Raw genomic sequence first — 23,607 nt, forward strand, 5'->3', positions numbered from 1 at the left:
CGGCGCATACTCCCGTCCCCGAGGAACGGGGCCGCTACGCCATTCCGCCGGGGAGCGACCACGGTCAGGACTACCGGACCGTGGGCGAGGCCCCCTTCTACGCGATCCTGCGGGACGCCAGGGAGCGGGCGCACCAGGCCGGGGCCAAGAACGTGGAGGAGAAATCGGTCGTCGGTGCCCCCATCAACGCGCTGGTGCAACTGGCCGAGGAGGTCGCGGCCGACCTGCTGGTCGTCGGCAACGTCGGACTCGCCAGCGTCGCCGGGCGGCTGCTCGGGTCGGTCCCGTCCGCGGTCTCCCGCAGGGCCAAGACCGACGTGTTGATCGTCCACACCAGCGACTGAGGCATCGCCGTCGTTCGGCGTCGAGTCGCAACCGAGCATTGATTCTAAAACCGCGCCAAAGCTGGTGCGCGATACTGGGATTGCGCGTCGGGTTCGCGCCAGCGATAGTCGCGAGTTGTCCACGACCGCGAGCCGTCCATCAACGGATGACACACTCGCCGTCCCGCGAAAATCGCTCAGATTGGGAGGCGCCGGGTTGAGCGAGTCAAGGGCGAGAGCTGACGATTGATCCGAGACAACCCCGGCATCGAATTGTTTGCTGATTATCCATCGTTGCAGCTGGGTATCCGCTTAAACATGCGTTTCGTCCACGCCGCCGCCGCGATCGGCATAGCCATCGCCGCCTTGTTCATCGCCCAGGCGATGCTGACAGAGACGTCTGCCCACGCCGACTTGAGTGGTTACCGCCGCTGCGTGGGAAAGGTGACCGAACCTGTGGCGGGACGAGACCCCCAAAACTTGCAGCTTGTGGGCACTGTTGAGCAGGATCTCAATTCTGGCGCCTCCCCTGCTGCTGAGGCTCAGAAGGTAGCGCGGATGGGATTCGACCCGCCCCTTGCCAATGCGATTGTTCAGTGCGTGATTGAAGAGCACCCTTAAGGAGTGTCCGAGCGAAACGGTTGAGCTCTGGTGCGCGGGCTGCGGCCGAGCAGGCGCCGGCCGATGATGCGACGACGACCAGGCGACCGCGTTCGACCCGACTGTCGTAGCTGGGAAGGTTCAGGCTTTACAAGCCGCGGGAATTTTTACAATTCCCGATGTAAATAGACGCGGAAGCGTCTAGGCTGCCATCGACGAATCGGCACACATCACCAGATGCCAGGGTCGCCGAACGGGAGAGGTTTGGAACGAATGTTGTTGTTCGGGGCAGCTCGCGTCGCCGCACGCGCGGTCACCACCGTCTGATGGCCGACGCGTTGCTGCAGCAACATCTCTACGAGTTTGCCGTCGAATTGCGCCAGCTGGCCTACACCATGCCCGGCGGGTATGAGGACCCGCTCATCCACCTGAGTGAGCGGATGATCCACTGCGCCAGGCAACAGAGCTCGGAGGGCGTTAACTAGCGCAGCGGGTTGACGTCTGGTTATCTGGGGTGCGCACGAGCGACCGGCAAACGCGCAGTGTGCTTACCGGCAGTCTGTTTTCTCTGGATCGCGGATGCCTCGGATTTATTGACTCGACCGCCAATAAATCCGAGGCGGAGCATTCCCGGAGACGCGGCACGGGGCCTGAATACTTGCCCATGCGCCTGAGCTAGATGAACGCGGGCATCGATTCCCAGCCTCGGACAGCCGACGCTGATGATAAGTGTGCGTTCTGGGTGTCGATATCCCATTCGGGGAAGCGCTTGAGGATTTCCTCGAGCGCGATTCGTGCCTCCAGCCTGGCGAGTGCCGCTCCTAGGCAGAAGTGAGCTCCCACGCTGAATGCCAGGTGCTGACGCGGCTGTCGGTGAATGTCGAATCGGTCTCCCTCAGGCGGGAATTGGCGATTATCACGGCAAGCTGATGCGATCAGCGGCATCATGACGCTGCCTTCGGGCACCGTATGTCCGTACCACTCGGTATCACGAGTGACGTAGCGGGCGAGGTGCGGTACGGGAGGTTCGTAGCGCAGCAGCTCCTCGATCGTCTGTGGAATCAACCGATGATTGGCTGCGATTTCGTGCCGCTGGCCGGGATGGTCGGCGAGAACCTTTCCGGCCCAGCCGAGGAGTCGTGTGGTGGTCTCGTTGCCCGCGGAGGCGACGAGGCTGATGTAAAGCAGGATTTCGTCGCGGGTCAGCCTTCGGCGGACTCCTGTCTCGTCGTCGAATTCGACGTTGAGGAGTTCGGTTGTGATGTCGTCGGAGGGGTGTTCGGCGCGCCAGTCGAGATAAGCGGCGAACACCTCGTCGTAGTGGACGCCTTTCGACGCCAGGGTCATGGGTTGGCCGGCCTCGGTGAGCAACGCGGCATTCGAGCGTTCCCGAACTTGTTCTTGGTCGTGTTCGGGAATGCCGACCAGCATTCCGATGACTCTCATCGGCATCTGAGCGCCGAGATCGGCGATGAAGTCGAAACGTCCAGTGCCGACGAGAGGGTCGAGACATTGTGCGCAAAACGCGCGAATCTTGTCCTCGAGTTCGGCGATCTTGCGTGGGGTGAACATCCGCGCGAGCAATTTACGATGGATGTCATGAACCGGCGGGTCTTCGAAAACGATGATGCCGGGCGGTATCTCGATGTTGGCCTTGATCACTTCGAGGATCATTCCGCGGGCTGAACTGAACGTGCCGGTGTCGACAAGCGCACGACTCACGTCCTGGAAACGACTGAGCGCATAGAAATCGTATTGCTCGTTGTAGTACAGCGGCGACTCCTCGCGCAGCCGCCGGAACACTGGGTAGGGATCGGCCAGAAGTTCCACATCGTAGGGGTCGTACCGAATGTCACTGACCTCACTTACGGTCATCGCCCGTCCTCCTGGCGCAGTGGAACATGCCGCAATTCCTTGATCTATCACAGCAGACCTAGCGCCAACTGACAAGACAAATCAGAGCAATATGTTGCGTCACTATTAACTGTTGCGGATCCGCGAGGTGTGGTGAAGAAGAACTCCTGTGCGGCAGTCGCGGACATTTGCTTAAAGTTTCGAACGACCTGGCATGTACGGAGCGAGAAGATACCGTTGACCTCGGCGCCAGTTCGCAATACTTTTAGCTACAGGTTGTCAAGTCGTACGGAACTGGAGCAGGATGATGGGCCTTACCCTTGCGTAGCCATGGATGGTCGGGCCGCACGCCGACCTCCGATGAGGAAGCCGTCAACAGGATTCTCGACGCGGTTGACTCCTTGATTGCCGAAGGCGGATCTTCCATCCGCGTCAGCGATTTGGCCCGCACTCTGGGAGTGAGCCGCCAGACCATCTACCGATACTTTCCCGGCGCTGAAGCGCTAGTAGTCGGCAGTCAGATGCGAGCGGCTAACGGGTTTCTCGACCGTTTAGCCGATCACCTGCGTGGGTGGACAAATCCGGCGGCTGCCGTCGTGGAGGGCGTAGCATTCGCGGCCGAGGAGTTCGCCGACGACCCGCTGATGGCGCGCGTCTTGGACGCACGGCTACCGGGTGGCACGTCGGCCTCGTTCACCGCCGGCGCGGCATTTGGCCTCGGACGAGAAATGTTCCGACGATATGACGTCGACTGGGCCGCCCATGGCTTCGACCACACTGCGATGGACGACCTCATCGAACTCGCTGTACGCACACTCCAGTCGATTCTGCTCGATCCTCCCGAGCGGCCACTCAACCCAGTGGCACTCCGCAGTCTCTTGAGCAGATGGCTTGGACCGGCCGTCCTCTACCACCAGCTCAGCCGCGACATCGATGCACTAACCGCTCTCACGCAGGCCAGCCAACCGGCTCCCGGCCCTCGCGAATCAGTCAAATTGGCGTGACCAGAGCGCATCCAGCCACCCGGCGCGGGCGTCATCGAAGTGCGCCGCAGCGGTCCTTTTTTGGCGAGCCCAAGTTGCGCGTATATTGCGCGGCGATCATGTAGACAGACTGGGCACACGCTGTAGGCTGCAAAAACTCTGGTGCGCGATACTGGGATTGAACCAGTGACCTCTTCCGTGTCAGGGAAGCGCTCTCCCGCTGAGCTAATCGCGCCGGGAAACCAAAAGCTGGAGGTGGAGACGGGAATCGAACCCGTGTGCACGGCTTTGCAGGCCGTTGCCTCACCACTCGGCCACTCCACCGTTGGGGTCCACGCCACTTGCACCTTCGAGCGGATGACGGGATTCGAACCCGCGACCCTCACCTTGGCAAGGTGATGCGCTACCAACTGCGCTACATCCGCGCGCCTCGGACGACTCGTCGCCCGGTGCGAAGCACGACGATAGTCCACGTGAGCGGGCACATACAAATTTCTTGGTACGAGCCGTGTCTAGGCTAGCGCTTCGACCCGTCTACGCTGTGGCCGGTATTGTCGGCGGTCGGCGCGTGCTAGTCTTCGACGTCGTTCGCCATCTCGGCGCGGTCCCGTGGCTCAGTGGGAGAGCGTCCGCTTCACACGCGGAAGGTCGCTGGTTCGATCCCAGCCGGGACCACAAATCAACGCAGGTCAACGACATGGTTGGCCGCCTCCTTTTCGCACTGCAGCCGCACGCTCGCCGCCGTACCCCGCTGAGCCCGCGGCACCCTTGCCCGATCGCACCGGCTGGGCCACCATGAACCTCATGAGTAAGGTAACCCTAACTACCGAGTTGCCGATCCCGGTCGAGACGGCCTCCGCCCTGGCGCGCAAGCCCGAGCTGATGAAGCACGTGCTCAGCCCGGTGCTGCGGGTTTACCGGCTCGACGTCCCCGAGCGGATCGGGGTCGGCACCCAGGGATCGGCGCGGTTCTGGTGGTTCGGCGTGGTCCCGGCCTGGACGCATCACCTCACCATCAAGCGACTCGAGCCGACCGAGATCTACACCAACGAGCACGGCGGACCCGTCCGCACCTGGAATCACCGCCTGACGTTCGAGCCCATCGACGAGCACAGCTGCCGCTACACCGACGAGATCGAAACCGACGACGGCCTGCACGGGCTGCTGACTCGCGCCTTCGTCCGGCTCATGTTTCGCCACCGGCATCGGCGATGGCGCAACCTCGCGAAGATCCTGCATTGACAAGCGCATACCCGAGAGGACGGTGAACCATGGTCGGCAACCAGGAGGGCGTCGGCATGCTGAAACTCGAATGCCCGCAAGGGCATCCCGTCGGCCGAATCCTCAAAGACGCCCCGCATCAGTCGGTGCAGTTCGACCCCGGCGCACAAGTCGGGCCGCGCCGGTTCTGGCCGGACGAGGACGAACAGCCGAACTTCTCTACGCGCTGCAGGTTCTGCGACAAGCCGGTGGGGGACACCACGTCCACGCTCCAGACCAAACTCGCCTCCCTGCTGGCCGATGCGTCTGCGACCGCCGAGACGGCCACCCTGTCTTACGTCTAGGCGGCCGCTTCGCAGAGATACCGTAAGAGCTACAGTAGCGGCGTCGCGGCGCGCTGTATCCGTGGCGACGCCGACCCGAAGGAGTCCCGTGGCGCAGACGCCGAAGAACACCCCCCGCCCACCCGAAGGCGATTGGCTGGGTACGCCGTACCTGCGCTTCGAGCGCGAGGGACCGATCGCCGTGTGCACCATCGACCGACCCGAGGCACGCAACGCCCTGAGCCCGGCGATGTACTTCGGAATCCGTTATGCGGTAGGGCGTCTCAACGAGGATCCGGATCTGGCCGGGCTGGTGCTCACCGGAACCGGTGATGTCTTCGCCCCCGGTGGCGACATGGGGGGCGGGGGAGGTGAGGACAACTGGATCACCTTCGGGTCCGCGCTGGGAATGGACGTCACGCCGTTCGACGCGGTGCGCACCTCGGCCAAACCCATCGTCTCCGCGGTCAACGGGCTATGCCAGGGCGGCGGGTTTCAGATCGCGTTGTGCAGCGACCTGTCGGTGGTGAGCGATCGGGCGACCTTCCGGGTGCCCGAGTTGTTCCGCGGCTACGCCGACACCTACTACAGCCAGATGCTCACCCGCGTCGTCGGGCCGGTACGCACCCGCGACCTGATGTTCACCGGGCGGGTGCTCACCGCGGTCGAAGCGCTCGACTGGGGTCTGGTCACCAAGGTCGTTCCGCACGAGGCTCTGTTGGACGCGGCGAAAGACCTACTTGCGCAATGCTGTCGAACCGCGCCCCGCGCTCGCGGCGTCATCAAAGCCAGCATCGACGGCTATCTGGGCCTCTATGACCGCATCGGCATGACCGCCAGCCTGTCCGACGCCGAGGCCATCGAAGGATTCCGCTCGTTCAAGGAACGCCGCTCACCCGACTGGGTGCATCCGGACCTGCGTGTCGAGGGCCGCCTGTAGCGGGTCGCTGTAGCGGCTCAGCCCCAATCGATCCACTCCCCGTGCGCAGCGACCTTGAGCACGTTGCTGATGCCGGCCTGATCGAACGCCGCGACGAATTCGTCGACGCCCTCGCTGAAATGGGCCCAGCCGTCGACGTGGGCGGGGATCACCGCCGTGGCGCCCAGCAGTTCGGCGGCGGCGGCCGCGCGCGCCGCGGTGAGCGTCAACGGCCGACCGCGCTCCTTGGTGGGCACGCTCGCCGCGCCGGCGAACAGCACGGCGATGTCGACCCGACCGACCCGGTCCGCGACGTCTTTGACTGCGGCCATCGAGGCGTTGTCGCCGCTGAGGTACACCGTCGGCAGTCCGGGCCCGGACAGCACGAAACCCGTTACCTCGCAGTTGACGTGGCCGCCGGCGTCGCGCTGCCCGTCGGCCGGACCGTGGACGGCCGGAACCGCTTGCACGCGAAGCGATTCGGATCCGCCTTGCAGTTCGTGGGATTGCCAGGGCGCCAACCCGACCGCTGGCGGACCCAGCCGGGCCGCGGCGCCGGGATGGGTGAGCAGCAACGGCGCGGCCAGCGCCATCCGGCGGCCGTCATCGTCGAAATTGTCGGGATGCTGGTCGTGGCTGACCAACACGGCGTCCACCGGTCCCAGGGCGTCGGCGCTCACCGCGGGCCCGGTGAGCTTGGTCAGGTAGGCGTGCACGCCCGGCGGATCAAACGTCGGGTCCATGACGATCCTGCGGCCGGCGATGTCGACCACCGTGGTCGGCCCGCCCAGCACACTGATCGCGCAGTCGCGCCGCGACACATCCACGCCGGGACTCATATGCCCCGCGCCCGATCGCGCCAAAACGGTTCCCGCAACTGAGTTTTCAGGATCTTTCCGCTCGCGTTGCGGGGGAGTTCCGGCACGAAGTCCACGGTGCGGGGACACTTGAAGCCGGCCAGCTGCCGTCGGCAGAATTCGATGATGTCTTTCGCGTCCACCTCGCCGCCGGTGACCACGATCGCCTTGACCGATTCGCCCCAGAAGTCGTCGGGCACCCCGATCACCGCGGCGTCCTCGACGGCGGGATGCTCGATGAGCACGCTCTCCACCTCGGGGCCGTAGACGTTCTCGCCGCCGGTGATGATCATGTCCTTGATGCGGTCTTCGATGTAGACGTAGCCGGCGGCGTCCAGGCGCCCGATATCGCCGGTGCGCACCCAGTCGTCGGCGGTGATGGTCTCGGCCGTCGCGTCCGGGCGGTTCAGGTAGCCGGTCATGTTCTGGTTGCTGCGCACCCACACCTCGCCGGGCTCCCCGGGCGGCAACGGGGTGCCGGTCTCGGGGTGGGCGATGCGAATCTCGCAGCCCAGCACCGCCTTTCCGGCCGCCAGCTGCAGCTCGGGCCGCGCCGCATCGCGGTGATCGTCGTCGGACAGCGCGGTGACCGCGCCGCACAATTCCGTCTGCCCGTACACCTGCACGAATTTCGTGTCGGGCCAGGTGGACAGCGCTCGATGCAGCAACGGCAGCGGCATCGGTGCGGCCCCGTACACGATGTAGCGCAGGCCGGCGATGGCCGCGCTCGCCGCCTCGCCCGCGTCCAGGAAACGGGCGATCACCGGCGGGACGAAGAATGCGTGGGTGGCACCGGCCCGCACCGCGCCGATCAGCGTCGCGGCCTCCGGTTCGCGGGTCATGAACGTCGGTGCGCCGGAACGGATTCCGAACAGCGCATACCCGATCCCGCCCACATGGAACAGGGGCATCGCGACCAGGTTGGCGTCCCCTTCGGCGAAGGGAAACGCCGGTGCCAGGTTCGACGCGTGATTGACCAGCGCGCGCTGGCTGAGCAGCACGCCCTTGGGGCGTCCGGTGGTGCCGGAGCTGTAGATCACCAACGCGGTCTCGTTCTCGCCGACGCTCGCGTCGGACCGCGTCGGTGTCGCCGCGGCGAGCAGCGATTCGTACTCGTCGCCGACCTCGATGATGCTTTCGACTCCCGGTACCCGCTCGGCGGCCGCCTCGGCCGCCGCACGCAGCTCAGCGCCGACCAGCAGTACCCGGGCACCGCTGTCGTTGAGAACGTGGACGAGTTCGTCGCCGATCACCCGCCAGTTGACGACGGTGGTGACGACGCCGATGGAGGCGCCGGCGATGAGCACTTCGAGGCAGGCGGGGTGATTCTTGTCCAGGACGGCCACGCACTGGCCGCGCTCGAGACCGGCCGCGCGCAGCGCCCCCGCCGTGCGGCGGATCCGCGAGCTCCATTCGGCCCACGACCACTGGCGTTCGCCGTAGCGGATCGCGATCGCGTCGGGCCGCTGCTGTGCGTGTCCTTCGACGATGCCGGCGAGCGTCTGCGCCGTGCTGGTCGCCGTGTCGGCTGGTGGCATGAACCCCTCCGCGGTCGGTTTGCTCCAGTCTCTATACGCGGTCGATTGTGCGCACTCGACGCCGACCCTCGCCAGCAAGGTCGCCGGCGCCTCATTCCATGGAATTGATCATCACGCCGCCGTCCGCGGCGGCCTGGGTGGTCGCGCTGCTGTCCTGCCGGAAGTCGATGAACGCCGATCGGCCATTCGAGGTGTTGAGCAACTCGGTGAACCTGCCGATCACCGGAATCGAGCCCTGCGGGTTCACCACGGTGGCCGTGTAGTCGATGGACGCGGCCTGCTGGAAGTTGGCGCCGGTCAGCGGCCTGGTCTCGGGCGGGTTCAGGCGGTTCACATCGGTCAGGACCGCCGAGGCGCCGCCGGTGTACTGGTCGATGTCGGCCTGCAGCAGCCCGGCGGCATCGGCGCCGCCCGCGGGTTTGACGGTGATCCGCAGCTGCGCGCTGGTGTCGGCGTTGTTCAGCGCCACCCAGTTCGGGCCGCGGTTCCCGAGCGTCCAGCCGGGCGCGGGGGTGACCGAGACGCCCTGCGCGACGGCGATCGCATCGTCGGACATCAGCGCCACCGCGGCGGTGGGCTCGGCGTGGTGGGCGACGCAGGCAAGGGCGACCACCGCGGTCGCGGCGGCCGCGCTGACCGCCCCGAACCTCCCTCCGGCCCGACGGGACAGCGGCTGAGGCTCAGTTGTCGACATCGTCGTTCCTAACGCCGTCGGGCGCTGCGGAATTCGCCCGTGGGTTTATCGTCCTCCCGCGGCGGGAGGAATGTCCAAGACGGGTTTGCTATCGGCTGATACAGCCCGCCTATCGAAGCGCCGGAGGGTTTTGTAAAGCTCAGTGCACGAACGGCTTTGACCAGAATTCCGGTATCCGTGAACCTGTTGCGGGGTGGTGTGTCACCATGACTGAGCCGACCCGCCGATTCGTTGAAGGATCCGACATGGTGAACCCCGACCGCGCCCGTTCCCGCACCTTCGTCGTGACCGGGGCCGCGTCGGGAATCGGGCTGGCCACCGCGCGGCGGCTGTTGGCCGAGGGCGGCACCGTGATCGGCGCCGACCTGAATGCCCCGCCCGGCGATCTGGGTTCGCGGTTCACGTTCGTCGCCGCCGACGTAACCGACGAACGCGCGATCGCCGCGGTGCTGGCCGCGGTGCCGGGTCGGCTCGACGGCCTCTTCCACGCGGCCGGGGTCGCCGGGGGAGGGCCGGTGCACCTGCTCGAGCGCGCCGAATGGGACCGGGTGATCGGGATCAACCTCACCGGCACCTTCCTGGTGGCCAAGGCGGCTCTGGCCCGGATGATCGACCAGCCCCGGGCCGATGGCGAACGGGGATCGATCGTGACGGTCGCCAGCGTCGAAGGCCTGGAAGGCACCGCGGGCGGCAGCTCGTACAACGCGGCCAAGGGCGGCGTCGTGCTGCTCACCAAGAACATCGCGCTGGACTACGGGCCGAGCGGTATCCGGGCCAACGTCATCTGTCCCGGCTTCATCGAAACGCCCATGGCGCACAGCGTCTTCAGCATTCCCGGGATGGAGGGGCCGCTGGCCTCCATCACCAAGGAGCATGCCCTGCAGCGGCTGGGCCGCCCCGACGAGGTCGCGGCCATGGCCGCCTTTCTGCTGTCTCCCGACGCCTCGTTCGTCAGCGGCCAGGCCCTCGCCGTCGACGGCGGCTATACCGCCGGCCGCGATCACGGTGTCGTCGAACTCTTCGGCTTTCCCGACTGAGCCGACTAAGATTCGTCCATGAGCGGTGGACTTACTCCTGACGAGGCGATCGAGGCGATCCGGGGCGCCGGCGGAGCCCGGCCCGGCTGCCGCGCACTGCACGCCAAAGGCACTCTGTATCGCGGCACGTTCACCGCGACCCCCGACGCGCTCATACTCTCGCGCGCAAAGCATCTCGATGGTTCGACGGTCCCCGCGCTGATTCGCTTCTCCAACGGATCGGGCAACCCCGAGCAGCGCGACGGCGCACCCGGAGTGCGCGGGATGGCGGTGAAGTTCACCCTGCCCGACGGCTCCACCACCGACGTCTCGGCGCAGACCGCGCGGCTGTTCGTCTCCAGCACTCCGGACGGCTTCATCGATCTGCTCAAGGCGATGCGACCCGGCCTCACGACGCCGCTGCGCATGGCCAAACACCTGCTCTTCCATCCAGGGCTGCTCGGTGCGCTGCCCATCCTGCGTGAGGCGAACCGCATCCCGGCCAGCTACGCCACCACCGAATACCATGGCCTGCACGCCTTTCGCTGGATCGCCGCCGACGGCAGCGCCAGATTCGTTCGCTACCACCTGGTTCCGACCGCCGCCGAGGAATACCTGTCGGGGTCGGACGCCCAGGGCAAGGATCCCGACTTCCTGGCCGACGAGCTCACGGCGCGGCTGGACGACGGCCCGGTGCGGTTCGACTTCCGGGTGCAGATCGCCGGGCCCACCGACTCGACGGTCGACCCGTCGGCGGCCTGGCAGAGCACCCAGATCGTCACCGTCGGCACCGTGGCGATCACCGGCCTGGAAACCGAACGTGAGCACGGCGGCGACATCGTGGTGTTCGACCCGATGCGCGTGACCGACGGCATCGAGGCCTCCGACGATCCGGTCCTGCACTTTCGCACCCTGGCGTATTCGGCCTCGGTCAAGCTGCGCACCGGCGTGGAACGCGGCGCCGAAGCTCCTCCCGCCTGACCGGGGATCGCGCGGGCGATCCTCGCGTCGCGCCGAAATCGGCGGCAGGCTAAGGTTTTTCTTCGGTGTCGCCATTTCAGATGTTCCTCATATGCCTGGCCGGGCTGGGCGCCGGTGCGATCAACGCGCTGGTGGGGTCCGGGACCCTGATCACCTTCCCGACGCTGGTCGCGCTCGGCTATCCGCCGGTGACGGCCACCATGTCGAACGCGACGGGTCTGGTCGCCGGCAGCGTCTCGGGCACCTGGGGTTATCGCGTCGAGTTGAGCGGTCAATGGGATCGGCTGCGCTGGCAGCTCCCGGCATCGCTGGCCGGCGCGGCGCTGGGCGCCTACCTGTTGCTGCACCTGCCCGAGAAGGTGTTCGCCGAGATCGTGCCGGTGCTGCTGGTGCTGGCGCTGGTGCTGGTGGTGATCGGTCCGCGAATCCAGGCGTGGACCGCGCGGCGCGCCGAGGAGGCGGGCCGCTCACCCGAACATGTCAGCCCCCGCCGGATGGCGACGCTGGTGCTCGGCACGTTCGCCGTCGGCGTCTACGGCGGCTACTTCACCGCCGCGCAAGGCATCCTGCTGGTCGGCCTGATGGGTGCCCTGCTGCCCGAGTCGGTGCAGCGCATGAACGCCGCCAAGAATCTGCTGGCGCTGGTGGTGAATGTGGTTGCCGCCGTTGCCTATACCTTGGTGGCGTTCGACCGGATCAGCTGGCCGGCCGCCGGGCTGATCGCCGCGGGGGCACTGGTCGGCGGCCTGCTCGGGGCGCGATATGGGCGCCGGTTGTCGGGCAACACGCTGCGCGGCATCATCGTGGTCGTGGGCCTGATCGGCCTCTATCGCCTGCTCGCGGTGGCCTGACGAGAGATCAGCTGCGGCAACGGGATTGGCCGTGCGGGTAGGCCTCAACTCAGGGTGGCCGCGGCGGCTTCGGCGATGACGTCGCGCACCTCACCGCGTTTGCGCCACGCCCGCAGCTGACGCATCGCCCCGTTACCGTGGGACATGACGCGGTCAAGTTCTGCGACGACGCGGTCGTATTCGCCCAGCGATTCCAGCGCGGGGCGCACCCGCCGCACCAGAGCGGCCAATTGCTCACTCGCCGGCACCGCCCCGCGGCCGTGGACCAAATCGAGTGCGCGGCCGGACAACCCGTCGTGTGCGGCCTTCCAGTACGCCGCCCGCAACGCACCGGGCGGCAGCCGCCGCGCCTCATCGGGTGCGTCGAGCGCCGTCATCACCGCCGCCCGGATCAGCGTGGCAAGCAACACGGTTTCGGCGACGGTGGCCGGCACGTCGGCCACCCGCACCTCCACCGTCGGGAAGTCCGCCGAAGGGCGTACGTCCCAATAGATCATGTCCTTGTCCAGGATCACCCCGGTGTCGACCAGCATGCGCACCGCGTCGTCGTACTCGTCGGGCGAGGCGAAAAACGGCGGTGCCCCCGCGGCCGGCCAGCGCCGCCACAGCACGCTGCGCCAGCTCGCGTATCCGCTGTCCGCGTTGCGGTACACCCGCGAATTGGCCGACAGCGCAAGCAATGACGGCAGCCACGGCCGCAGCCAATTACTGACATGGATGGCCGCGGCGCGGTCGGGCACCTGCACGTGCACGTGGCATCCGCAGATGCCCTGCTCGTGGGCGATCATCCCGAACTGGTCACCGATTCGCCGGTAGCGAGGGGTGTCGGTGACGGGAAACTCGTGCGGTGTGGTCGGCGGGAGCCCGGAGGCCAGCAGCTGGACGCCGACGGCCTCGGCGGCCTGCGCCGCGGTTCGCCGCAGTCGGCTCAGTTCCTCGCCGAGTTCAGCGCTGGTCGCCGCCACCTGCGACGTGGTTTCCACCTGGCAACTGCTCAGTTCCAGCTGCAGCTCGACGCCCCGCCGCTCGGCCTCCGCGGCAACCGCGGCGTTCTGGGCGGCCGGCTCACCGGTTCGCGGGTCGACGAGGAGGAACTCTTCCTCGGCGCCAACGGTGGGATGTTCACCCATTGAGCCGGCTACGGCCCGAGGTATTACCAGCGAGCAGCCGCGGACAGCGCGGAGTCGACGGTCGGGTAAATCGGCAGCACAGCGCTGAGCCCGCACGCGTCGACCACGCGCGCGGCGATCGGCTCGCAGCTCACCAGGCGCAGTTCGATGCCGCGTTCCCGGCAGCTCTTGGCCTCCTCGGCCAGCACCGCGAACGCGCAGCAACCCATGAAGTCCAGCCCGGTGACGTCGACCACGAAGAAGCCGGGCGCGGTGACGCCGCTGGACGCCTCGCTCACCAGGTGGCGCCAGGTGACCTCATTGCAGGCGTCGACCTCGCCCCCGGCGTAGATCACCACCGAGGGGCCGCTGCGGTCCGCGGTCGCCCGCAACGTGCTGTTAGGGTCGCCGAGCTCGTAGACAAGTTTGGTGCTCAGCGTCAGATGACTGGTGGGCATCGCTTCCACAACGACGGAATTCATGATGGACCCCCTAATCGACAGGCGTCGCAGACGCCTCGATGGATGCCCGTCCTAATGTCTGAAGACAGACTGTACGCGGATGCGAATCTCTTTTCTATAACGAGACAGGGCGGTCTGTCTACCGGCCTGGGTTAAGAGTATGGTAAGCCTGGCAATGACGACTTCCGATGTCGGAACGCCCCCCGCCTCGGCGCGTGAACGTGTCCTCACCTCGGCATATGAGCTGTTCAGCCGGCGTGGGATTCGCGCCGTCGGCACCGACGAAGTGATCCATCGCGCCGGCGTCGCCAAGGCCACCCTGTACCGCCATTTCGCCACCAAGGACGACTTGGTTCTGGCTGTGCTGCAGCGCCGCGAGGAGCTCTGGACCCACGGCCTGATCGAGGAGCAGTCGCGGCTGCGCGCCGGTACCCCCGACGAACAATTGCTGGCGATCTTCGACGTCATGCATGACTGGTTCCAGCTGCGCGATGGATACGAGGGCTGCTCGTTCATCAACGTGCTGCTCGAACTGGGGCCCGAGCATCCGGCGGGACAGGCCTGTCTCGTCCACATCGAGCACGTCCGTGACATCGTGCGCCGCCGCGCCGTCGCGGCCGGCCTGACCGACGTCGAGGACTTCGCCTCCTCCTGGCACATCCTCATGAAGGGCGCCATCGTGCTGGCAGCCGTCGGCGACCTGGACGCCGCGCTGCGCGCACGCAAGATGGCTCGCACCTTGATCGACGAACATCGGCCGCCTTTGGTGGCGGACACCGGCGAGGCCGTCTAGTCAGACGGTGTCGGGCGCGCCTGCGCCGGTCTTGCGGTAATGCTCGGCCTCCAATTCCTTGATCATTCGGGATGTGCGCTCCCGCAACAGGATCGCGGCGGTCAGCCCGGCCGCGACGGCGACCAGCAGCCCGATCCAGGAGAACCGTTCCAGCCAGCGTTCGGCGGCGATTCCGGCGAAGTACACCAGCGCGGTGGTGCCGCCCGCCCAGCAGATCGCACCCGAGACGTTGGCCGCCAGGAAGCGGGGGTAATGCATGTTCAGCGCCCCGGCCAGCGGGCCGGCCAGGATCCGCAGCAGCGCGACGAAGCGGCCGAGGAAGACGGCTCGAACACCCCAGCGGTTGAACAGCTTTTCGGCGAGCGCGACGTGTCCGGGACCGAAATGTTTCGGAAACCGCTGCCCGAGCCGGTCGAAAAGCGGCATGCCGAACCGGCGCCCGATCGCGTAGCCGATCGAATCGCCGATCACCGCGCCGAGCACCGCGGCGATCCCCACGCCGAGCGGATTGACGGCCAGGTCATGGTGCGACGACATCAGCGCGGCCGTCACCAGCACGATCTCGCCCGGCAGGGGAATGCCCAGGCTCTCGATCCCGACCACACCGCCGACCATCAAATAGACCGCAAGCGGCGGAATCGAGTGCAGCACCGGCTCGAGATTCATGCGTCAAGGATGCCTGACCGACCGAGGATCCGTGGCTTAAGGTGTGCGCTTGAATTCGCTTGCGGCGCCCAGCCCCTCCAGCCGCGGGCGTTTGGGTTCGCGCCCGTCGTACGACGAGAGGCCGCGCAGCCGCCGCCAGATCCACGGAAAGAAACTCTCCTGTGTCCAGCGCAACTGTTCGTACGTGCCGGCGGCAAAGGAACGCTGGGTGGGGGTCAGGCCGCCGCGTGCCCAATCATGGTTGCTGTCAGGAAGATTGAGCGCTTCGGCGGCCGCGGCGGCGAACAGTATATGGCCCTTGCTGGACGCGTGAACCCGGTCGATGGCCCAGGTGTCCAACTCGCGCATCGAGGGCGCGTTGTACAGGTCGACGAGCCGGAACCCGTAGCGATGGGCGGCCGCCCTGATCGCTCCGTTGATGCGGGTGAGCCGCCCCGCCACCAGCCGTCCCAGCGGGAGGAACTGCGCCACGTTCGGGAACGTCGTCGTCACCACGGTCGCACCCGACTCGGCCAGCGCCGCGTAGATGTGCTCGAGGTCGACCAGGGCGGGCGAGAAGGATCGCCCCGGCTGGATGACATCGTTCATCCCGGCGCAGACGGTGATCAGATCGGGCCGCATCGCCAGCGCCTGCGGAAGCTGCTCGCTGAGCACGTGGCCGATCCGCTTCCCGCGAATCGCCAGGTTGGCGTACTGCAAGCCGGGGTAGAGCGAGTCGACCATCACCGCGAGCCGGTCGGCGAATCCGAGCAGGCCGACGGTGTCGTCGCCGTCCCACAAGCCCTCTGTCTGGCTGTCACCGATGGCGACGTAACGGTGGTATCGAACGTGAGTAGCCCCGCTCACGATGCCGAGAATAATAGGTATCTCTGATTCCGGAAGCGTCAAAACGCGGCGTCGGCCACCCGCTGCCGTGGGCGGCCCGCGGCACGCGTCGCGCCGGTCCTGGGCTAGCGTCATTCACCATGGCGAAGCCATTGCCGGTCAAGACAATTGGAACGCGAAACCGTGCGGACGTGGCGATCGGTGTTCTGATCGCATCGGCGGTGTTCGTCGTCGGACTTCTCTGGGCCAAGTGGACGCCCTACGTGACCAAGGCCCTGGGCGCCGGGCGGACCCATCGTTGGTCCGGCCCCAACATCTTGACCGTGGGTTCGGTGCGCGCCGGCGACAGCCCGTCGTGGCACGCCGCCGCGACGTTCTTCCACGCGTACCTGGTATCGATCTGGCCGGCCCTCGTGGTGGCCTTGCTGATCAGCGCCTCGGTTCAGGCGCTGCTGCCGCGATCATGGCTGCCGCGGGCGCTGAACCGCCGTCACCCGATCTCGAGCGCACTGGCCGGCGGGGTGGCCGGCATGCCGTCGATGATGTGCACGTGCTGCGCCGCCCCGGTTGCCGTCACGTTGCGGCGCAACGACGTCACTTCCCCCGCGGCCGTCGCCTACTGGCTGGGGAATCCGTTGCTGAACCCGGCGGTACTCGCGTTCTTGTGGCTGGTTGCCCCCTGGCAGTGGACGCTGACCAGGATGGTCGTCGGCGTCGCTACGGTGCTCGGCGTCGCGGTGGCGGTGGGATTGGTCACGGGTGCGCGCGGGAATCGGCTTGCGACGACCGCGACGGCCGACGCACCCAATGACGAGCGGCCCGCGGCGCGGGGCCGCCGATTCGTGCAAGCGCTCCTGAGGCTGTGCGTGTTCTTGTTGCCCGAGTACGCAATCCTGGTGCTTCTCATCGGCGCAGTCCGGGGCTGGCTGCTCACCCTGGTTCAACCGGGCGGCAATGGCCTGCTGCATGGTCTGCTGATCGCCGTACTCGCCGCGATCGTCGGCACGCTGATCGTGATCCCCACGGCCGGCGAAATTCCAGTCCTGCAGGGCTTGGCGTTGCTCGGGGCCTCGTCGGGGACGCTCGGTGCGCTCCTGATCACCCTGCCCGCCGTCAGCATTCCGGGTGCCGCGATGGTCGTCCGCGGCTTCGGGTGGCGGGTCGTCGCGACCACAACGGTCGTCGTGATGCTCGCGGGGGTACTGGGCGCGACTGTGCTGAGCCTGCTGTAAACACGGCAATCCACCGCGCCGCCGCGGGTACCGTCATGTCATGCCTCCCAAGCGCCGGCCGGCCGACGCGACCGCCACCGCGGCGCCTGGCGCCGATTCGCTTGCGCCGCAATATCCGATCGAGTCGGTCGACAACGCGCTCAAGTTGTTGCTGCTGCTGGGTGAACAACCCCAGATCCGATTGAGCGAGGCAACCCGCTACCTGGGCGTGGCGTCGTCGACCGCGCATCGGTTGCTGGCGATGCTGGCCTATCGCGGGTTCGTCCGCCAGGACCCGGTGTCCAAGGCGTACCTGCCCGGTCCGTCGTTGACCGGGGTGGCATTCGCGATCTTCGGTCGCATCGACATCGCGCGCTCGGCCGCGCCCGTCATGCGCAGCCTCAGCGAACAACTGCGCGAAACGGTGCATGTCGGAATGCTGGACGGCGCCAGCGTGCGCTTCGTCGCCGCCGTCGAGGGCCCTGCCGCGGTGCGGGTGGCGTCGCGGCTCGGCCGGGCCATGCCGGCCCACTGCACCTCGACGGGCAAGGTCATGCTGGCCCAGTTGTCGCCACCGGAATTGCGCGCGCTGCTGCCGCGCGAGCGGCTCAAGCGCATCACCTCGCATTCGATCGGCAGCCGCACCGAGTTGGAAGCCGAGCTGTCCGGCATCCGCGAGCGCGGCTACGCCACCAACCGGGAGGAAAGCGAGGAGGGGGTCGCGTCGGTCGCGGTGCCGATCCCCACCCACGCGCCCGGGCTGCGGCTCGCGCTCAACGCCGCCGCACCGCAGAACCGGCTGGATGCCGCGCGGTATCCCGCGGTGGCCGCGGCCCTTGCGGCGGCCGCCAAAGAGATCGGCGATCAGCTCGGCTAGCCCCCGGCGACGATGCGGGCTCCGTAGGGCTCGCTGAGGAGGCGGAAGATCCGGCTCAGTCGAGCCTGGCCACTTCGTGACGCCAGGCCGCCTCGGCGGTGAACGCAGATCCCAAGTCCGGCAGGTCATCCCAGTCCGCGTCATCGATGTCACGCAGCGTGCCGCCGGCCGCGACCACCCGCAACGACGTTCGCGCCAGCGCGTCGAGGCTGATCGCCTGCAGCACCGCCTGCGGCACGGTGGCGGCGGCGCTGGTGGTCCCGTGCCCGCGGCAGATCACCACGGGACGTCCTTGCATCGCCGCCACCATTTCCTTGCCCAGGCCCGAATTCCGGATCAGCACAGCGCGTTCGTAGACCGGGACACCTCCGCGCGCCAGCCAGGCGCCGGGAATGTCATAGGCGCCGTAGATCGGCCGCAGCGTGATGCCGGCCAGATCGGCGGCGACCACGTCCGGCGGGTGCAGGTGCGCGACGGCGGTGTGCGCCGGGTCGGCCAGCATGGTTTCGACGTGGATCGGCAGTTCGTTGGGGACGCGGTAGCCGTCGAGTTCGCCTGGGGCGCCGGCGGTGCCGTCGAACGTGATCAGCCGGATGTCGCTGGGGCGGGTGAACGCCACCCCGGTGTCGGTATCGCTTCGGCAGCGCACCAGCAGGCGCTCGTCGTCGACCCGCAGGCTCAGGTGACCGAGGATGCCGTCGACCAGGCCGCGGGCCGCCGCGACGCGGCAGCCCTGCGCCACCAGCTCGCGTTGTTGATCCAGGTCCGTCATCGCGCACCCAGCCCGAATCCGCCGTCCGGCCGCACGGTTTCGCCGGTGATTCCGCGGGAGCGTCCGGACGCCAGGAACACGTAACTCCACGCGTGATCCTCGCCGGTGAGCGCGACATGCAGGGGAGTGCGCTCGGCGACATCACGCGCCCGGTCCGGGCTGTCGTCGAGTCGGGTCTCGTCGAGCCCCAGGCTGGACAGGCCGCGCAGGTCGGTGTTGAGCGTGCCGCCGGGTGCCACCCCGTTGACCCGAATGTCCGGCGCGAGTTCGTGCGCCAACGCCGACACCAGCCCGCGCACCGCGAATTTCGAGGACACGTAGAGCACACCACCGCGCCCGGGATAGAACGACGACGCGGATTCGGTCAGCACGATCGACGACCCCCTCGCGCGTCGCAGCGCCGGGATCGCGGCCTTCACCGATTGCAGATGGCTGAGCACGTTGGTGCGAAACATCTCGTCGAACGCGCCGGGCAGCGCATCGGGTTCGATGTCGCCCACGCCCCGGTAGAAGTCGAAGACCCCGACGCAGTTGACCAGGGTGTCCAGCCCGCCGAACGCGTCCACCGCGGCGGCGACGGCCCGGTCATTGGCCTCGCGGGTGGTGGCGTCGCCCTCGATCACCGGCACCCGCGGCAACTGCTGCCGCAGCGCGTCACATTTGTGTGGATCACGTTCCAGCACGGCAACATTCGCACCCTCGGCGCCGAAGGCCGCCACCACGGCCCGGCCGATCCCGGAACCCGCGCCCACGACCAGCGCGCGCTTGCCCTCCAGCCAGCCCGTCATCGCGGGGGTTCGCCTTCGTCGGGCAGCAGCGGCTCGTGGGAATTGCCGACCATGGCAGCCAGGGTACGGGGGTTCTGCCACGTCAATGCCTCGACCTCGAGCGCGTCCAGGGTGATCCACCGCCCGGATTTCGGTGCGCTGATCAACAGCCGTGACCCGTTTCGGGTGTCGATCCGGCACACCACCACCTCGGTGAATTCGTTTGCGACGCAGATCGCTTCGCCGACCGCGCCGTCCAGCAGCCGCTGCAGTTCATTGTCCATTGCCGGCACCGTTCATAGAAACACCGCGAGGTTCTGCATCCTCAGCACCGATTCGTCGGCGATGATCGTGCGGCGGGCCAGCTTCCAGCGATCACCGCACCGGCGCAACACGTCCTCGCGCCCGCACGACATCAGGGCGCTGTCGTTGACGTCGCCCCGGCTGCGGAACAGCAGTTCGGCCGATTCGACCAGTAGGTGGGTTGTGTCTTCTGGGTCGTGGGGCTCAAAGCTGCGCACGTTGGTGACGAAGTGGCGCAGCCGCGACGGCGGATCCTCGGCCCACGCGTGCTCGGTGCTCATCCGCGCGACCCGCTGGTTCAGCGAGTATTTGTCCTCGTCGAAATGGTGCATGCCGGGCCCCCTTTCCGCCGACGCGCCGAACCCGGCGCCGCGCGCGGTCGTGACGCGCACCGGCATGGCGTAGCGGACGTCGTCGGTCAGCGTGTCCAACCACGCCTCATACTCCTGGGCGTCGAGCAGGTACGCCTCGTCTACCAGGAACTGATGCGCCTCGAAGTGGCGAATGTCGTTAAACGGCAACGGCTTTCTCATGCGGGCACCCGCTGCAGATAGTCGGCCCACATGTTCAGCAGCGCACGCTGGTTGTGCTCGTTGTAGCCGACCTGCGCGCGCCCGGGGCCGTGGAAGGCGTTGGGCGACAACGCCTCGATGACGGGACGGTCGTCGGCGAGCAGCCCCATCCTGCTGTTCAGCAGCAGCCGTCGCGCCATGGAACCGCCCGCGGTGGTGGTCAGCGACACCCAGTTCTCCACGTCGTCTTGTTCGAACATGCCGGTCGACCCGAAGCACATCAGGTAGGCCCGGTACGAATCTTGCTTGTACTGCGCGGGAGCGGCGGAGTCCACCGCGAACCACGAGCACACCTCGGTCTCGTTCTCGCTGATCGGCTGCCACAGCCGGATGGAGATGAATGGCAGCACCTGGTCCTCGCGGTCGTGCACCTTGGGCCAGTTGTGCACGAAGCTCAGGTTCGGAAAGCACGTCGCGGCCGAGATCATGAATCCGTCCTCGCCGACCACTCGTTGCTGTTGCGGTGTCCACACGCCTTTGATCCGGCCGATCATCTCGTCGGGGTAGCCCACGTAGCGCATCCGCTCCTCGAAGCTGCCCGGCGGAAGTTTGTAGGTGGTCCCACCGCCGCGGTGCGCCCAGTAGGTGGCACCGTCCTTGCGCTTCTGGGCTTTCGGCTCGCGGAAGAGCCCGATGTCGACGATCGACGCATGGGTGTGCGGGGTGTGGTACATGTCGCCGGCGAAGTTCTCCGCACCGATCTTCCAGTTCGCCTTGATCCGCCAGCGCTGCGGCCCCCGCACTTCGACGCCGCCGGCGCTCTGCTTGGTGTAGTAGTCGAGGTAGAACTTGAAGTCGCCGAGGAACTCCTCCAGCGGTTCGGCTTTCGGATCCAGGCTGATGAACAGCAGGCCGTTGTAGCTCGCGAAATTCGGTGCGGGCAACAGGGTTTGGTCCTTGGCGAACCCCTCGTCGCCGCCGTATGCCTCCCGGTGGAACGGCAGCCCGGTGAGCCGGCCGTCGTTGCGGTAGGTCCAGCCGTGGTAGGGGCAGCGGAAGTTGGAGGCGTTTCCCATCTCCGCGCGACAGACCTGCATTCCGCGATGCAGGCACATATTGAACAGCGCGCGCACGGTGCCATGCGCGTCGCGGGTGATGATGAACGAGTCGTCGAGCACGCGGCGCACCACGTAGTCGCCGTCCTGGCCGATCTCGGACTCGTGGCCCACGAACGTCCATGCCCGGCTGAACAGCCGCTGCTTCTCCAGCGCGAACAGTTCGCGGTCGTTGTAGATGTGCGCGGGGATCATCCCCCGTCGCACGTTCTCGAAGACCTCGACAAGTTCGCCGCGATGGTGTGCCATGGCCCCTCTGCGATATCTCTGTTCTACAGAAAAACTCTCCGCTCAGTAGAATCCCGCAGTCTTCGTCGCGGGTCAATCACCTGCCAGCGGCGCCGTCAGGTTTCCCCAAGAATGCTTGGTGCTAATTCACAGGTTGCACGCAGGTAAAAGGTGGAAGCCCGCGGCTACGGTGGGTCACGACAACCGCTCCGCGCTTGTGAGCGCGGCGTAAACAAGGGGTAACCGTTCGGTTTTGCGGTAATTAACCGTTGTTTTCCGCTGATCTGAGGAAGGAACTGGTGCCATGGTGGGTCGACCACGAGGGGGTCGATTGCAGCAGGTCGGGTCGAAGGTCTTAGCCACTATCGGGCGCCAGGAATGGATTGATCGACCGAGCTATCGGTTCGAACACCTGCTCAGTTTCGCCTTCAACGGGCTCGGCGGCGCCCGCAACACCGTCGCCAACGCGCTCAACGGGGTCTGGCTCGGTCACCCGGTGCACCCGCCGCTGGCCTCACTCACCAGTGGCGCCCTCGGGACGACCGTGGCGCTGGACGCGCTCAGCATCCTGCCCGGACAGCCGGCGTCCGAGGTCGTCGACGCGTCGCGGTTCGCGTCGCGCGCACTCGGGGTGGGCATCCTGGCGAGCCTCGGCTCGGCCGTCACCGGTGTCACCGACTGGCAGCACACTCACGAGGAGGACCGCCGGATCGGTGCGGTGCACGGGCTGGTGAACATGGCCGCGACCGCGCTGTACATGCAGTCCTGGTGGGACCGGCGCAAGGGGCGGCACGGACGCGGCATCCTGCTCACCGCCCTCGGCTACGGCATCACCGTGGCTGGAAGCTATCTCGGTGGGGCGCTGGTCTTCGAGTCCGGGATCGGCATCGATCAGTCGGGTCCGCGGTTGCGCACCGCCACCTGGACGCCGGTGCTGCCCGCGAGTTCGTTGAACGGCAAGCCGGTACGGGTCGAGGTCGACGGAGTGGGTTTGGTGGTCTGCCAGACCAAGCCCGGTGAGGTGGCGGCGTACGGGGAATTCTGCCCGCACCTGGCCGCGCCGATGTCCGACGGCTGGATGGACCGGGGCCGGCTGGTGTGCCCCTGGCACGGTTCGTGGTTCGCGGCCGAGTCCGGAGAAGTCGTGCGCGGTCCGGCGGCGGCGCCGCTGCCGTGCTACGAGGCCCGATTGAACGACGGAGTGGTCGAAGTCCGCGGCGAGCAGCAGCCCGCTCCCGGCGGCGCGGTAGGAATCGCAAAAGGAGGAGCAGCCAATTGAACGCCTACGACGTCCTGAAAGAACACCACATCGTGATCAAGGGCCTCGGCCGCAAGATCAGCGACGCCCCGGTGAATTCCGAAGAGCGCCATGAGCTTTTCGACGACCTGCTGATCGAGCTGGACATCCACTTCCGCATCGAGGACGACCTGTACTACCCGGCGCTCAAGGATGCCAGCAAGTTGATCGCGGTCGCCCACGCCGAGCACCGCCAGGTGGTCGACCAGCTTTCGGTGTTGTTGAGGACCCCGCAGAGCGCGCCCGGCTACGAGGACGAGTGGAACTCCTTCAAGACGGTGCTGGAGGCCCACGCCGACGAAGAGGAACGCGACATGATCCCGGCTCCGCCGGAAGTGAAGATCACCGATGCCGAGCTCGAGGAGCTGGGCAACAAGATGGCCGCGAAGATGGAGCAATACCGCGGCTCGGCAACGTACAAGATGCGCACCAAGGGGCGGGCGGCGCTGGTGCGCTCTCTCTGAGCCGGCGACACCGCCCGCTTGCGGGATTCGGTGGGCCGGCGAGAGTA

General features: G+C 67.0%; 28 protein-coding genes and 4 tRNA genes. 16 read left to right on the forward strand and 16 right to left on the reverse strand.

Annotated elements, in window-relative coordinates; translation table 11 throughout:
• The 3 genes from A5688_RS00405 to A5688_RS27610 form a co-directional block, all read left to right on the forward strand.
• Positions 1-344 (forward strand): universal stress protein (locus tag A5688_RS00405; RefSeq protein ID WP_068268017.1); only part of this gene is annotated, 344 nt, incomplete at its 5' end.
• Positions 345-569: 225 nt separating this feature from the next.
• Positions 570-944: a hypothetical protein gene (locus A5688_RS00410; RefSeq protein ID WP_131811906.1), complete on the forward strand. Its 375-nt coding sequence runs from the start codon at positions 570-572 to the stop codon at positions 942-944.
• Between the two features lie 305 nt (positions 945-1,249).
• Entirely contained in the window at positions 1,250-1,408 is a 159-nt protein-coding gene (locus A5688_RS27610; RefSeq protein WP_165606868.1) for a hypothetical protein, read from the forward strand.
• Positions 1,409-1,598: 190 nt separating this feature from the next.
• Here A5688_RS27610 and A5688_RS00415 read toward each other — a convergent pair whose 3' ends face one another.
• Positions 1,599-2,798 (reverse strand): cytochrome P450, encoded by a 1,200-nt coding sequence (locus tag A5688_RS00415; RefSeq protein ID WP_067827546.1) that lies wholly within the window; start codon positions 2,796-2,798, stop codon positions 1,599-1,601.
• A gap of 299 nt (positions 2,799-3,097) precedes the next feature.
• On the opposite strand from A5688_RS00415, the gene A5688_RS00420 reads away from it, so the two are divergent.
• A complete protein-coding gene (locus A5688_RS00420) occupies positions 3,098-3,781 on the forward strand; it encodes a TetR family transcriptional regulator (RefSeq protein ID WP_067914857.1) in 684 nt (227 codons plus the stop codon).
• 139 nt (positions 3,782-3,920) lie between these two features.
• Here A5688_RS00420 and A5688_RS00425 read toward each other — a convergent pair.
• The 3 genes from A5688_RS00425 to A5688_RS00435 form a co-directional block, all read right to left on the reverse strand.
• Positions 3,921-3,995 (reverse strand) — tRNA-Val (locus A5688_RS00425).
• Between the two features lie 15 nt (positions 3,996-4,010).
• Positions 4,011-4,084, reverse strand: a tRNA-Cys gene (locus tag A5688_RS00430).
• Between the two features lie 28 nt (positions 4,085-4,112).
• Positions 4,113-4,185 (reverse strand) — tRNA-Gly (locus A5688_RS00435).
• A gap of 178 nt (positions 4,186-4,363) precedes the next feature.
• Here A5688_RS00435 and A5688_RS00440 point away from each other — a divergent pair.
• From A5688_RS00440 to A5688_RS00455, 4 genes are all read left to right on the forward strand, one after another.
• A tRNA-Val gene (locus A5688_RS00440) sits at positions 4,364-4,435 on the forward strand.
• A 120-nt stretch (positions 4,436-4,555) separates the two neighbouring features.
• On the forward strand, positions 4,556-5,002 hold the full coding sequence (locus A5688_RS00445) for a hypothetical protein (protein WP_067914918.1): 447 nt from the start codon (positions 4,556-4,558) through the stop codon (positions 5,000-5,002).
• 29 nt (positions 5,003-5,031) lie between these two features.
• Positions 5,032-5,325: a hypothetical protein gene (locus A5688_RS00450; RefSeq protein ID WP_067914859.1), complete on the forward strand. Its 294-nt coding sequence runs from the start codon at positions 5,032-5,034 to the stop codon at positions 5,323-5,325.
• Positions 5,326-5,413: 88 nt separating this feature from the next.
• On the forward strand, positions 5,414-6,244 hold the full coding sequence (locus tag A5688_RS00455; protein ID WP_067914861.1) for an enoyl-CoA hydratase/isomerase family protein: 831 nt from the start codon (positions 5,414-5,416) through the stop codon (positions 6,242-6,244).
• A 17-nt stretch (positions 6,245-6,261) separates the two neighbouring features.
• Here A5688_RS00455 and A5688_RS00460 read toward each other — a convergent pair whose 3' ends face one another.
• From A5688_RS00460 to A5688_RS00470, 3 genes are all read right to left on the reverse strand, one after another.
• Entirely contained in the window at positions 6,262-7,050 is a 789-nt protein-coding gene (locus tag A5688_RS00460; RefSeq protein ID WP_067914920.1) for an MBL fold metallo-hydrolase, read from the reverse strand.
• 8 nt (positions 7,051-7,058) lie between these two features.
• Entirely contained in the window at positions 7,059-8,618 is a 1,560-nt protein-coding gene (locus tag A5688_RS00465; RefSeq protein WP_067914863.1) for a long-chain-fatty-acid--CoA ligase, read from the reverse strand.
• A 91-nt stretch (positions 8,619-8,709) separates the two neighbouring features.
• The gene (locus tag A5688_RS00470; protein ID WP_067914865.1) at positions 8,710-9,312 is read right to left on the reverse strand and encodes a hypothetical protein; all 603 of its coding nucleotides are present in this window, start codon (positions 9,310-9,312) and stop codon (positions 8,710-8,712) included.
• Between the two features lie 245 nt (positions 9,313-9,557).
• On the opposite strand from A5688_RS00470, the gene A5688_RS00475 reads away from it, so the two are divergent.
• From A5688_RS00475 to A5688_RS00485, 3 genes are all read left to right on the forward strand, one after another.
• A complete protein-coding gene (locus A5688_RS00475) occupies positions 9,558-10,349 on the forward strand; it encodes an SDR family NAD(P)-dependent oxidoreductase (protein WP_067827564.1) in 792 nt (263 codons plus the stop codon).
• A gap of 18 nt (positions 10,350-10,367) precedes the next feature.
• The gene (locus A5688_RS00480) at positions 10,368-11,309 is read left to right on the forward strand and encodes a catalase family peroxidase (RefSeq protein WP_067914867.1); all 942 of its coding nucleotides are present in this window, start codon (positions 10,368-10,370) and stop codon (positions 11,307-11,309) included.
• Between the two features lie 80 nt (positions 11,310-11,389).
• Positions 11,390-12,160 (forward strand): sulfite exporter TauE/SafE family protein, encoded by a 771-nt coding sequence (locus A5688_RS00485; RefSeq protein ID WP_120312438.1) that lies wholly within the window; start codon positions 11,390-11,392, stop codon positions 12,158-12,160.
• A 44-nt stretch (positions 12,161-12,204) separates the two neighbouring features.
• Here A5688_RS00485 and A5688_RS00490 read toward each other — a convergent pair whose 3' ends face one another.
• Both A5688_RS00490 and A5688_RS00495 read right to left on the reverse strand, forming a co-directional pair.
• A complete protein-coding gene (locus A5688_RS00490; protein WP_067914871.1) occupies positions 12,205-13,290 on the reverse strand; it encodes a glutamate--cysteine ligase 2 in 1,086 nt (361 codons plus the stop codon).
• Positions 13,291-13,313: 23 nt separating this feature from the next.
• A complete protein-coding gene (locus A5688_RS00495) occupies positions 13,314-13,751 on the reverse strand; it encodes an anti-sigma factor antagonist (RefSeq protein ID WP_067827578.1) in 438 nt (145 codons plus the stop codon).
• 154 nt (positions 13,752-13,905) lie between these two features.
• Here A5688_RS00495 and A5688_RS00500 point away from each other — a divergent pair, with 154 nt between their 5' ends.
• Positions 13,906-14,523: a TetR/AcrR family transcriptional regulator gene (locus tag A5688_RS00500; protein ID WP_067827581.1), complete on the forward strand. Its 618-nt coding sequence runs from the start codon at positions 13,906-13,908 to the stop codon at positions 14,521-14,523.
• On the opposite strand, the gene A5688_RS00505 is transcribed toward A5688_RS00500, so the two are convergent.
• Entirely contained in the window at positions 14,524-15,189 is a 666-nt protein-coding gene (locus A5688_RS00505) for a DedA family protein (protein ID WP_067827585.1), read from the reverse strand. It lies immediately after the preceding gene.
• A 36-nt stretch (positions 15,190-15,225) separates the two neighbouring features.
• Positions 15,226-16,035 carry an SGNH/GDSL hydrolase family protein gene (locus A5688_RS00510; protein ID WP_067827588.1) on the reverse strand — a complete coding sequence of 270 codons (810 nt, stop codon included), beginning with the start codon at positions 16,033-16,035 and terminating at the stop codon, positions 15,226-15,228.
• Positions 16,036-16,205: 170 nt separating this feature from the next.
• Between A5688_RS00510 and A5688_RS00515 the strand changes: the two genes are divergently transcribed.
• Positions 16,206-17,246 (forward strand): permease, encoded by a 1,041-nt coding sequence (locus A5688_RS00515; protein WP_242660417.1) that lies wholly within the window; start codon positions 16,206-16,208, stop codon positions 17,244-17,246.
• Positions 17,247-17,286: 40 nt separating this feature from the next.
• The gene (locus A5688_RS00520) at positions 17,287-18,102 is read left to right on the forward strand and encodes an IclR family transcriptional regulator (RefSeq protein WP_067827594.1); all 816 of its coding nucleotides are present in this window, start codon (positions 17,287-17,289) and stop codon (positions 18,100-18,102) included.
• 55 nt (positions 18,103-18,157) lie between these two features.
• Here the strand turns inward: A5688_RS00520 and A5688_RS00525 are convergent, their stop codons facing one another.
• Genes A5688_RS00525 through A5688_RS00545 form a run of 5 tightly spaced genes read right to left on the reverse strand, consistent with a single transcriptional unit; the run spans position 18,158 to position 21,820 of the window.
• Positions 18,158-18,874, reverse strand: a complete 717-nt coding sequence (locus tag A5688_RS00525) for a class II aldolase/adducin family protein (protein ID WP_067914873.1) — start codon at positions 18,872-18,874, stop codon at positions 18,158-18,160.
• Positions 18,871-19,662 (reverse strand): 3-(cis-5,6-dihydroxycyclohexa-1,3-dien-1-yl)propanoate dehydrogenase, encoded by a 792-nt coding sequence (hcaB, locus tag A5688_RS00530; RefSeq protein WP_067914874.1) that lies wholly within the window; start codon positions 19,660-19,662, stop codon positions 18,871-18,873. Before hcaB ends, A5688_RS00525 begins: the two co-directional genes overlap by 4 nt.
• Positions 19,659-19,925, reverse strand: a complete 267-nt coding sequence (locus tag A5688_RS00535) for a dihydrodiol dehydrogenase (RefSeq protein WP_067914877.1) — start codon at positions 19,923-19,925, stop codon at positions 19,659-19,661. The genes hcaB and A5688_RS00535 overlap by 4 nt, the downstream gene beginning before the upstream one ends.
• A gap of 12 nt (positions 19,926-19,937) precedes the next feature.
• Positions 19,938-20,477, reverse strand: a complete 540-nt coding sequence (locus tag A5688_RS00540; protein ID WP_067914879.1) for a 3-phenylpropionate/cinnamic acid dioxygenase subunit beta — start codon at positions 20,475-20,477, stop codon at positions 19,938-19,940.
• Positions 20,474-21,820 carry an aromatic ring-hydroxylating dioxygenase subunit alpha gene (locus tag A5688_RS00545; RefSeq protein WP_067914881.1) on the reverse strand — a complete coding sequence of 449 codons (1,347 nt, stop codon included), beginning with the start codon at positions 21,818-21,820 and terminating at the stop codon, positions 20,474-20,476. Before A5688_RS00545 ends, A5688_RS00540 begins: the two co-directional genes overlap by 4 nt.
• A 283-nt stretch (positions 21,821-22,103) precedes the next feature.
• Here A5688_RS00545 and A5688_RS00550 point away from each other — a divergent pair, with 283 nt between their 5' ends.
• Positions 22,104-23,078, forward strand: coding sequence for a Rieske 2Fe-2S domain-containing protein (locus A5688_RS00550; protein ID WP_067914883.1), 975 nt, complete (start codon positions 22,104-22,106; stop codon positions 23,076-23,078).
• On the forward strand, positions 23,075-23,560 hold the full coding sequence (locus A5688_RS00555; protein ID WP_067827614.1) for a hemerythrin domain-containing protein: 486 nt from the start codon (positions 23,075-23,077) through the stop codon (positions 23,558-23,560). The genes A5688_RS00550 and A5688_RS00555 overlap by 4 nt, the downstream gene beginning before the upstream one ends.
• The last annotated feature ends 47 nt before the right edge of the window (positions 23,561-23,607 follow it).

Origin of the sequence: Mycobacterium mantenii (assembly GCF_001667865.1) — a bacterium.
In the GTDB taxonomy this organism is placed as follows: Bacteria; Actinomycetota; Actinomycetes; order Mycobacteriales; family Mycobacteriaceae; genus Mycobacterium; species Mycobacterium mantenii_A.